We start from the raw sequence: 10,152 nt of genomic DNA on the forward strand, positions 1-10,152 counted from the left end.
TCAATCATGCCGTACTCATGCATTCAATGGCTTAGAAACTCCAAAAACATGAAAAATCAATATTTTATAAAAATACTTCTTAGTCTTTTCTTTCTCACCAGTTGGGGATGTACCTCGCTGGAAGAAGAAGTGCTTGACGAATCTTTGACCGGTTCCGGTAATGCGGAAGCGATTAGCGGAACCATTGCACCCGCATATGGCCAGATCTCATGGACATGGCGACATACAAATTACTATGGCCTGCAGCTTATCGCTTCCGATGAGGCGATCCTTCCTTATCGCGGAGGTACTGACTGGTACGATGGAGGAAAGTTTTTAGCGACTCATCAACATGAGATTACGCCGGGTAATGATCTGGTGAGTTCATCATGGAATGAGCTAACCAAAAATATCTCAAGAACGGTGGCTGCCATAGAGGTATTAAGACCTCTCTCACAAGCAGGGGACAGTGAGGCTGCCGGTGCTTTATATGAAATGATAGCCCTAAGGGCCTATCTGAATATGCTGGCGCTGGATAGCTGGGGGATCGTCTTTAAAAAGGAAAACTCTGATGAATTTTCTGATATTCTCAGAACACAGGATGCTATTGATTATATCCAAAGTGATCTGTTGTCAGTTGTAGATGTGATTAACACCGACAAAGGACCCGGTAGGTTTACGCAAAGTGCTGTATGGGGATTATTGGCTCGGCTCCATCTTAATGCCGCCGTATACCGTGATCCTTATGGAACACCTAACTTTACGCAGGAAGACATGAATAAGGTCATTGAGTATACAGATAACATTATCAATACTGGTAAATTTTCGTTGTCGCCCGAATACTTTGACTTGTTCAATGATGAAAATCATAGCAACCCTGAGCTTATATTCGCGCTTGACCAAAGAGGTGTATTAAACAGAGAGCACAGCCGCTGGGCGTATTGGTCAATTGCCGGTTCTATGTTTCCCAGACCAGAACACCCCAGTGCGGATGGTACTGATGGTCCGGCTATCACATCCGATTTTTACCAGACGTGGGTAGAGGCTTATGGGGAGGACCCTGCAGAGGCGGATGCCAGATTTTATAAGAAAAACACGGTCATTCCTGAAGAGCTGCAAGACCTTAGTGGCTTATCTCCTGAGAATGATTCAACACACTATTTCTGTGTGATGGATGTGGAGTTTGAGATGGACAGGGGTATCTTGCGTGGTGTACAGTGGGGGCCTAGAAAAGGTAACGACGGGGCGTTTTTTACTTGCGGTGAGGAGGGAATGGTGAGAATCTACCCGGTAGAACAGACCAAAGGTAACAACCCTACCGGCTATGTCATTCACACTGAAACCGTAGATTTCACCAATGAAGGCAGGCTGCATAATACTGGCTACCGGGCCTCAAAATATCAGTTTAGCCGCACCTCTCCTAATGGCAACAACTTTAGTAGTGTAGACCTGGTGATGATGCGTTTGGCAGAAATCTACCTGATGCGGGCTGAAGCGAAGCTGAGAAACGGAGATAACGCAGGTGCCCTGGCAGATGTCAATACAGTCAGGACCTCAAGAAATGCCCGTCCTGAGCAAACTCCAGCACCACTTGAGGCTATTGACCTGGACATCCTGTTTCGGGAACGGGGTTTTGAGTTGTACTGGGAAGGGTTCAGAAGAGGAGATCAGATACGTTTTGGTAAATACGAAGATACCTGGACAGAAAAAACCAACTCAGATGTTAATAAAAGGTTATTTCCAATTCCACAGAGTGCTATTGACGGCTCTTCCAATGTAGAGGGCTTTTTAGAGCAGAATCAGGGGTATTAGATAATTCATCCAGAATAAAGGGCGGTAAATCAATGATTTTACCGTCCTTTTTTGCGCTTAATAAGCTGACTGTGGAGTTAAGAAGCAGTGCTTTACAAGCTCAGGCAGGGTGAAGGGAAAGAAAAAAAAAGCGGCTGATAAACCATTGCTTGAAGGTAGAAAAACTACTATTTTTTAGAGCATTTATTTTTGTTAGTGATATTCATCTTTCTGAAAAACCTACTTTAGCTCTGGTATTCACCTTTACAAGCCAACCAATATGAAGTCCTCCCGACGAAACTTTATCAAACAAAACGCTAAACTTGGATTGAGTGCCGCATTTTCTCTGTCGGCTGGCTCCTCAGCTTTAGAGAAATTTTCAACCCAATACCCACCATTAGAAAATGAGCCAATCATTGACATCCACCAGCACGCCAATTACAGTGGGCGGGCTCATGATCAATTCATTGCTCACCAGAGGAAAATGGGAATCAGTAAAACCCTATTGCTTCCCTCCGGTCGTCCCGTAGTTACCGCTTCTACCCATGAAGGCTTTGCCAATGGGCTTCAGGCCAAAGCGGGGGGCAATGAAGTTTGTTATGCATTAACTCAGCAGTATCCCAATGAATTTTACTTTGGTGCAAACGAAGTACCCGACATCCCTGAAGCTATTGGTGAAATTGAAAAATATTTGAAACTGGGTGCCAAAGTCATAGCGGAGTCAAAATTTGGCGTGGAATGCGACGCTCCTGAAATGCAGGAGATTTATAGTTTAGCGCAGGAGTATGATGTTCCGGTACTGATGCACTGGCAGCATGAAATGTATAACTATGGATTTGACCGTTTTTATAAGATGCTGGAAAAATATCCCAGGGTTAATTTCATTGGACATGCGCAAAGCTGGTGGGCCAATATAGATAAAAATCATCGTGACCAAAGTATTTTATATCCCAAAGGAAAAGTTACCGCGGGTGGCATCACCGATAGCTTACTCAGCGACTATCCGAATATGTATGGAGATATGTCGGCAGGTTCGGGTTTGAATGCTTTACTGAGAGATGAAGAACATGCCCAAATCTTTCTCAAAAGGCATCAGGATAAGCTTCTTTACGGAAGTGACTGTAACGATGGAGTAGGGGAGGGAAAAGAATGTCAGGGCGCGCAAACTATTGCGGCCATTAAGCGACTTTCAGCCAGTAAAAGCATTGAAAGAAAGCTGCTGTATGAAAACGCCAAAAAGTTGTTTAAGCTTTGAGTCGTTTGTATATCAACCAAAGCAGATAAATACGGCGAATTTGTACTGATATTTGAATTAGCCCTTATCAAAGGCGTTGTTAGTAGTGCTAACTTTTTTTGGAACTGCCCCCTGAAGAAACGCTTGTTAAAGTCATGAATAACCTGATTTTCAGCTCATTGACGATGTGCGTAATCCCGGTCTACAGTTACCTGCCAAAGGATGGAGTACGACGTATATCATCTTCACGGATGAACATGTAGAGCATTGGGTGAATGGAGGATAAGGGATGAGCTATGTAAAAGGAGGTCAGGACTTCCTTGAAAGCGTCATGCGTACCGAGTTAGGATATATCTCTGGAGCGTTAGCACCAGGCCTTTGGACGAGTTTTAATAAGCATTCGGTCTGCTTGCTTTTTACTTTCAAAATATAGTTGTAAAATGGAAAACAAATGTATTGACTAATCATACGCTAGCATTTTACAACCTATGAAGCTTAAGAATTTTTATTTACTACTTATTTTCCTCGCAATTCATTCAACTGCCTTCTCTCAGCAGCAGGAACCAGATAAAAAACCTAACATTATATTTATTCTCACCGATGACCAGCGCTGGGACGCTCTGGGCTATGCCGGTAACGAACTGGCAAGTACACATGCTATGGACCAGTTGGCCAAAGAGGGTACTTACTTCAAAAACGCCATGGTGACTACTCCGATTTGTGCTGCCAGCCGAGCGACTTTGCTGACGGGATTGTACGAGCGTGCCCACGGCTATAATTTTCAGACCAGTACTCTAAAAGATGAATTCATGCAGCTGTCTTACCCCAAAATCTTGCGTAAGGCAGGTTACTACACCGGCTTTTATGGAAAGCTGGGCGTACGGACTGATTTGGAAGATGAGTTATTTGATACCTATGAAAGTTATGACAGAGATGTCGCTTACAAAGACAGGCGAGGCTACTATTACAAAACGCTTGGTACTGATACCGTACATCTGACCCGTTATACCGGACAACAAGCACTGGACTTTATTGAAAACGCCCCTGATCAGCCTTTTTCACTGAGCCTTAGCTTTAGCGCTCCTCATGCCCACGACCCGGCTGAAGATCAATATTTCTGGCAGGAAGAAGTGGATGACTTACTAGCAAGGACTACTATACCCCAACCTGCACTCGGTGAGGATCAGTATTTTGAAAAACTTCCTCAGGAAGTAAGAGAAGGTTTTAACCGCACAAGATGGTACTGGCGCTATGATACCCCTGAAAAATACCAACACAGTGTCAAGGGGTATTACCGCATGATTGCGGGTGTTGATCTGGAAGTAGCTAAAATCCGTGAAAAGCTGGAAGAAAAAGGGATTGCGGATAATACAATTATTATTTTGATGGGTGATAACGGTTATTTCCTGGGTGAGCGCCAACTAGCCGGCAAGTGGCTCATGTATGACAATTCTGTCCGGGTTCCCCTCATCATCTATGATCCACGTAACAAACTACATCAGGAAACTGAAGAGATGGCAATGAATGTGGATGTGCCCGCCACTATACTGGATGCGGCCGGAGTAGATGTTCCTGATTCCTGGCAGGGAAAGACGCTCTTACCCTTGGTGAATGGCGAAGCCCAAAGTCTCGGAAGAGATACCGCGCTCATTGAGCATTTGTGGGAGTTTGATAACATTCCCCCCAGTGAAGGGGTGAGGACATCCGGTTGGAAGTACTTCAGGTATGTGAATGACCAATCTATTGAGGAGCTGTATGACCTCCGTAATGACCCACAGGAAACAAAAAATCTTGCCGGAGAGAGAAAGCATCAGGATGTATTAGAAAAGCTGCGGGCTCAGTGCGATGCGTTGATCAATGAGTACCGGGATCCCACAATGGGCAAACCTGATGGGCTTACGGTAGAATTCATACGACAGCCTGAAGCGGTGGCTGTCATTGATCAGCACCCTGAATACCAATGGCAAGTGCCCGATGGGGCGGTAAAACAGTTAGGCTATCAGCTTCTGGTAGCTTCTTCTGAACAAAACATTAAAGACAATATAGGAGATATCTGGGATAGCGGTCAGGTAAGATCAAGCAAGTCATTTGATATAGAACATGGCGGAAAGCCCCTGGAAGCAGGAAAGACCTATTACTGGAAAGTCAGAATCTGGAGTGAGTTTAACCGTCTGGGCGCCTATTCAGATCCACAGCCCTTTACGTATTCCGGCAATGAACAGTCCTGGATCTCCAGCCCGAATACTTTTCAGCTGGACCGCATCAAGCCGCAAAAGATTACTTCCCTGAGCGGTGGAGGGTATCTGCTGGATTTTGGCAAAGATGCCTTTGCTACACTGGAACTGGAATATGCTGCCAGGCAGGCAGAAACCCTGAGCATACGCCTGGGTGAAGAGCTTAAAAACGGAAGAATCAACACCGAACCACAAGGAAATATCAGGTATCAGGAGGCAAAGCTTGCCGTTGACCCTAAAAAACGACACTATCAAATTGAGCTGAAAGCTGATGAGAGAAATACTAAGCCGGGTGCGGTGGCTTTGCCCGACTCTTTTCCTGTACTTCTGCCTTTCAGATATGCTGAAATTCACGATGCCAGCACCGAAATTGATGCTGAAGATGTGACCCAGCTGGCTTACCATACTTATTTTGAAGATGACCTGAGTCATTTTACGAGTTCTGATACGATCCTTAACCAGGTATGGGACCTGTGTAAATATTCTATCAAAGCGACATCTTTCGCCGGCTTGTACGTAGATGGCGATCGGGAACGTATTCCCTATGAGGCGGATGCCTACATTAATCAATTGAGTCATTACGCGGTGGACCGGGAATATCCTATCGCTCGCCGAACCATTGAGTACTTCATGGAGCATCCTACCTGGCCTACTGAGTGGCAGTTGCATGTGGCCCTGATGTTTTATCAGGATTATATGTATACTGGCAATACCGAGCTGATAGAAAAATACTATGAGGAACTTAAACATAAGACCCTGATAGAATTAGCCCGGCCTGATGGATTGATCAGTTCGGAAAAAGCTACTCCTGAGTTTATGCAAAAGCTCGGTTTCAAAGATCCGGAAATAGAAATGCGGGATATTGTAGACTGGCCACCGGCCCAGAAAGATACCGGATGGGAACTGGCAACTGAAGAGGGTGAAAGAGACGGCTTTGTCTTCATGCCTATCAATACGGTGATCAACAGCCTGTTTTACCAGAATATGCTGATCATGACGGAATTTGCTGCGTTGTTAGGAAAGACAGATGAAGCTTTGGAGTTTGAGCTCATGGCGTCAAAAGTCAAAAAGGCGGTAAACGAAAAGTTGTTTGACAAAGAAAAGGGAAGATATGTAGATGGCGAAGGTACCCCCCATGCATCGCTCCATGCCAATATGATGCCTCTGGCTTTCAATATGGTGCCTGAAGCGTACATACCTTCGGTAGTAGAATTTATCAAAAGCAGAGGTATGGCCTGTAGTGTATATGGCGCGCAATATCTGATGGATGGACTTTATCATGCTGGTGCGGAAGACTATGCGCTGGAGCTGATGACTGCTACCCACGACCGCAGCTGGTGGAATATGATCGCTATTGGCTCTACCATCACGCTGGAAGCCTGGGATATGAAGTACAAGCCCAATGCTGACTGGAACCATGCCTGGGGGGCGGTGCCCGGAAATATCATAGCCAGGAAAATGTGGGGCATTGAGCCCAAAACTCCCGGAGCGTCCATTGTGAGCATTCAGCCACAGCTCTCCAGCCTGATATCTTCTGAAATCGCAGTTCCTTTCCTGAATGGCGTGGTAAAGGCATCTTATCAAAAGCAAAACGCTCGTTTGCAGCGCTACGTGTTTGAGCTGCCTGCCAATGTCTCTGCTGAATTGATGCTGGATTATGCACCGGATGATGCGATCACCTTAAATGGAGAACCGGTAGATACTTCTTTTGGAAGCATCAGATTATCACCGGGAGTCAATACGCTGGAGTTAAGGGTTAGCTCTTTTTAAAAGATTTTCTCAGGAAAGGTAATACTGTGGAAGCTGGTCGCCTTGATGTACGTATCTCATCGGCCCTTGCGACCAGCATTCGCTTTTATTTTCTCATGATGTCAGTAAAACAGCAGCCTTTACGATTGGGATGGAACATACTGGCTATGGCCCCCGGATGACCTTCAAAAAATACAGGAAAAAGGATTGAAACTTTTGAGCACTAATGTATTGCTAATTTTAATCCTCCTGGATTCCTTGCAACAGCAATAAAGGTGTACATGCTTCAGCCTGCTTAGTGAATAATTAATGTTAGATATCAGAAGGCTTAAGTAAATACCCATCAGAGCTAACACAATTATACAGCCAGCATTTCACATCAAATTTTGGCCGTCCCTAACAAACCGTAATCAATTATTTTTTAAGGCGGAATTGGCAAGATTACGATTTTTGTCAAATTCCATCCTCAGCGTTTCAAGGACTTTCCGGTAAGCAGGGGCATCGGCTAAGTTCTGCTTTTCTTCCGGATCATTCTGATGATCATACAGTTCCTCATTATTAGGTTTAATCTGCTTGTCCCAGCGTGTATACTTCCATCTTTCCGTGGTGACAGCACCGGCATTACCTCCGTAGCTTACCGTGTAGGCAGTTGTATCACTGGCTTCTGTAGTATGATCTCTTATGATTGGTAATAAACTGTTCCCCTGAAGAATAGCAGGCTTTTGCTCAGATAAATTGCACAAATCTGCCAGGCTAGGGTAAAGGTCAATCAGCTCTACAATGGACTCAGAGGTGCTGCCATAATTATCTTCATATCCCGGAGCGGAGATAATCATAGGCACACGTACACTTCCTTCCCACAAGCTCACTTTTGACCAGCATGCATGTTCACCCAGATTGTAACCGTGATCGGAGATAAAGACCACAATAGTTTCATCGCGAATTTCTAAACGATCCAGGGTGTTTAGCAGCCTGCCCACCTGTTCGTCCATAAAACGTACACTTGCCATATAAGCTCCTATGGTTTGTTTTTGTTGGCTTTCATTCATTCCCCATATTTTTTCATTCTGTCTTCTCAGGGCTCCTTCGGGCACATTGTCCGCAACTTTTGGTGATGGTAGCTGCACCTCATCCTCCGGGTAATGTTCAAAGCAATACTCCGGTGCGATCAGGGGTACATGAGGACGGACCAGACCTACTGCCAGAAAGAATGGTGAGTCTGGCTTAAGCTTTTGCTTGTTGGTCCCGTTTTCGGCTGGTTTTGCGGCCCGGTTTTCCAGGATGGCGATGGCCTGACTGCTTGCCACATAATCAGTTTGTGTATGTTCCAGTCCGTTAGGAAGAATCATTCTGGCAAAATTAGAACCATAGTGAAGGTTATCGGGAGAGAGTAGTTCCAGCTTACCATCACTCAAAGTTTCTGGCCCCATCACATTATAAGCATAATCCCAGGAGTCAGGTTCGTCGCCTCCGGCATCACCACGTTCAATGCCTCCCGGAACACCCATATGAAAAATCTTGGATACTCTGGCGGTATAATAGCCATGCTCACGAAAGAATCCTGCAAGGGAAGGGTGGTCAGCCAGGTCGGGAGTTTCTACTTTATAACTGCCCGGCTGATCATTGTTACTAAGTACGCCATTGGTTTCCGGATAAAGGCCGCTCATCAAAGACGCTCTGGAAGGGCCACATACAGGATATTGGCAGTATGCTCTCTCAAAACGCACCCCTTCTCTGGCCAATCGGTCAAGGTTAGGCGTATGCTGATTGATGTTCATGTAGGGGCCGATACTAGTGTTTAAGTCATCCGATATGATGAAAAGCACATTGGGAGATTGAGCATAGCTTTGCAGGGCAAATAGTAGTATGAGAAAAGTGGTACCTAGCCTGGAAACCTGGTTTTTTTGGAATAGAGTAGAATTTAAGCGCATTGTCAAGCTTGTAGTTAAAAGGTGTTTGCGCAGAAAAGTATCTGAAAATGATCTTTTTTCCAAAGCTTGACCTCAACCTTTACTTCATGCATACCATTTTCAAAACCTAGGATATCACATTGCTTGGTGTAGAAAATAAATATTTGCTTTAGAAGTGTCCTTCAAGCAACCCTCACCCCAGATAGTGCTGTATTGATCATACTGTTGCTTAATATTTTTTGACCATCAATTTCCGGCACAAATTCATCCGACATATAATCTTTTATCAAACTGTTACAACCATGAGAACTCAAATGAAACTACTCAATTTCCTTCTTTTTTTATCTTTGCTATTTCTGTTCACACTGTGCAAGGATGAGGATAGAGACGATCCCACACCTGATGCATCCGGAGAGGTCAATCTGGGGTCAGCCCCTTCTCTGGGAGAATTTCTGATAGATGGAAATGGAAATACCCTGTATTATTTTACCAGGGATGTCAGTGGAGAAAGTGCCTGCGCAGGAGGTTGTGTTGATGCCTGGCCCATCTACTATTCAGAAAATCTGGAAGTAGGCTCCGGCCTGGACCAAGCTGACTTCGGTACTATCAGCAGGTCGGACGGAAGTATGCAAACCACTTATAACGGATGGCCGCTTTATTATTACTCTCCTACTGCCGACGGAAACCTGGAAGCTGCCGGGGAAACCAGTGGCGAAGGGCGCAATAATGTGTGGTTTGTGGTAAAGCCTGACTACTCTCTGATGCTGGCCAATGCGCAACTGGTGGGGCATGACGGAATAAACTACAACAGTGCGTATGCTGAGGGTGATGAAGTGACTCAATATTTTACCGATGCAGAGGGGCGCACACTTTACATATTTGTCAACGACACACGTAATACCAATAATTTCACCAATGAAGACTTTAGTAATGATCCAGTATGGCCTATTTTCTATGTGGATATTGAAGCGCTTCCCAGTACCTTAGATGAGGCTGATTTTGGTGTGATTTCGGTTTTTGGTCGTGATCAGCTTACCTACCGAGGATGGCCACTCTATTACTTTGGTCAGGATGCAGAAAGAGGAGAAAACAAAGGCGTAAGTTTTCCCCGGCCCGGAATCTGGCCTATTGCTAATCTGGACACTCCTGAAGCTGAAGAGTGATCACAGGACGAACTTATAAAATAGACCAGGCAATATCTGATCAATAAATTTGTCATAAAAGGTCTGTAGCCCTTAAACCTGTTCCGGACTAC

Annotated in this window: 5 protein-coding genes; 4 read left to right on the forward strand and 1 reads right to left on the reverse strand. The window is 45.0% G+C overall.

Going from position 1 to position 10,152, the window contains the following annotated elements; translation table 11 throughout:
• Positions 1 to 48: 48 nt before the first annotated feature.
• From OKW21_RS08625 to OKW21_RS08635, 3 genes are all read left to right on the forward strand, one after another.
• On the forward strand, positions 49 to 1,791 hold the full coding sequence (locus OKW21_RS08625; protein ID WP_277479013.1) for a RagB/SusD family nutrient uptake outer membrane protein: 1,743 nt from the start codon (positions 49 to 51) through the stop codon (positions 1,789 to 1,791).
• A 259-nt stretch (positions 1,792 to 2,050) separates the two neighbouring features.
• Entirely contained in the window at positions 2,051 to 3,025 is a 975-nt protein-coding gene (locus tag OKW21_RS08630; protein ID WP_277479014.1) for an amidohydrolase family protein, read from the forward strand.
• 467 nt (positions 3,026 to 3,492) lie between these two features.
• On the forward strand, positions 3,493 to 7,008 hold the full coding sequence (locus OKW21_RS08635; RefSeq protein ID WP_277479015.1) for a sulfatase-like hydrolase/transferase: 3,516 nt from the start codon (positions 3,493 to 3,495) through the stop codon (positions 7,006 to 7,008).
• 389 nt (positions 7,009 to 7,397) lie between these two features.
• Here OKW21_RS08635 and OKW21_RS08640 read toward each other — a convergent pair whose 3' ends face one another.
• Positions 7,398 to 8,918, reverse strand: a complete 1,521-nt coding sequence (locus OKW21_RS08640; protein WP_277479016.1) for a sulfatase — start codon at positions 8,916 to 8,918, stop codon at positions 7,398 to 7,400.
• A 281-nt stretch (positions 8,919 to 9,199) separates the two neighbouring features.
• Here OKW21_RS08640 and OKW21_RS08645 point away from each other — a divergent pair, with 281 nt between their 5' ends.
• On the forward strand, positions 9,200 to 10,060 hold the full coding sequence (locus tag OKW21_RS08645) for a COG4315 family predicted lipoprotein (protein ID WP_277479017.1): 861 nt from the start codon (positions 9,200 to 9,202) through the stop codon (positions 10,058 to 10,060).
• Positions 10,061 to 10,152: the final 92 nt, after the last annotated feature.

Source organism: Catalinimonas alkaloidigena (assembly GCF_029504655.1).
Classification (GTDB): domain Bacteria; phylum Bacteroidota; class Bacteroidia; order Cytophagales; family Cyclobacteriaceae; genus Catalinimonas; species Catalinimonas alkaloidigena.